This is a genomic window from Austwickia sp. TVS 96-490-7B (assembly GCF_019331795.1).
Lineage (GTDB): Bacteria > Actinomycetota > Actinomycetes > Actinomycetales > Dermatophilaceae > Austwickia.
Genome location: NZ_JAHPZL010000031.1, coordinates 1 through 1,283, shown reverse-complemented (window position 1 = coordinate 1,283; position 1,283 = coordinate 1). Strand labels below are relative to the sequence as shown.

The window sequence follows — 1,283 nt, the reverse complement described above, 5'->3', positions numbered from 1 at the left end:
CGATGAGGATGGCTCGGCCATCACTGGCTGCTTGCTCTATGGGGATACCTGTCAAGATGAGTGCTTCATTGATGACCGGGAGCATCCTGCGATAGATTCGAGAAGCGGTGGATTGTGAAATATCTAGCAGATCAGCTAGGAACGTTTGTGACAGATTGTTCCGTAGGAGTTCCAGGGTGAGGATGACTTGTTCTTTGACGGGCAACCGGTGTCTACTCAAGTCGACTCCCCGGGAGTGAAAAATGTCGATGACCCGCCTGACGAGTTCATCGAGTGCATCGTGATCGAGTCCTGTTGTAGACTGGTACCGCATCGGTCGCTTCCCTGAGAGATTTGAGTCTGCTAACCCAATGATCTCAAAGCGGCCGATGTTTTTATATATGTGTATGGTGACAGGTGTGTATCGATTGTTTCCCGGGGTGCGGGACATGGGCCTCTAACGCCTCGTGAATAACGCCCTAAGTCCCCGTTATCGCTTTTGTCATCATTAAGACAGTCAACGACAACCTGGGGCCACCACATCATTATTCTGGCTTCACCACAAGACAAAGGAAGCAACTCGCCATACGGTTCAAGTAATTCGCTTAGTGAATCAATCGCTTGATCCCGCAGAAAAACGTATCGACTAGCATTTTGCGCCATCAACGATGGCAAGTACTTATCGATACCGTCCCCCGGAAGCGGCTCCCGATAAATGAAAAATTCAGGCGTAGGCCACCCCCCCCCTCAAAAGGAGCAGCTGGATCAGAGGAACGCATATCCTCCAATTCAAGCCAAGGGACTCCTTCAGTTGGATAAAACTTTTCCCTATTTTTTGCGGTTACGACATCAAAAATTTTCATTCACGATCTCCTGCCGTGATGCATTGAACTTTAATGCATCCATCTCAATGAATGACTTATGTTGCACTGTCTGAATGTTAAATTCAGACATGACGTTCTCTGTCAACGTGGATGGTATCCTTAAATGCTACAGACACTCTGGCGAATAACACATATTTTCATATTCCGCCACCAGGGCAACTGTTCAAGAAAAAAACGAGGAGCAATCAGGCTTCTCTGAATCCCACATCTTTCGAAAATGCACCCCCACGGTGTCACCAGTAGCCATGAGTTTTTCCACCAATTCATCGGTAAACCATACAAAACTAGGATACTTAGGGCGTTATTCACGAGGCATTTCCAGGTCATTCTTGGCTACCAGCCAAGTCGATAGAGCTCGAGTCGGGTAATGACGGCAATGATATCGGGGAGTTCTGTGAGTCTGCCTCGATAGCCAGTGGC

Annotated in this window: 1 protein-coding gene; it reads right to left on the bottom strand. The window is 48.0% G+C overall.

What is annotated here, in order from left to right:
- The coding region (locus KEM60_RS15455; RefSeq protein ID WP_219108877.1) for a transposase family protein at positions 1 to 220 on the bottom strand (220 nt) is incomplete at its 3' end.
- Between the last annotated feature and the right edge of the window lie 1,063 nt (positions 221 to 1,283).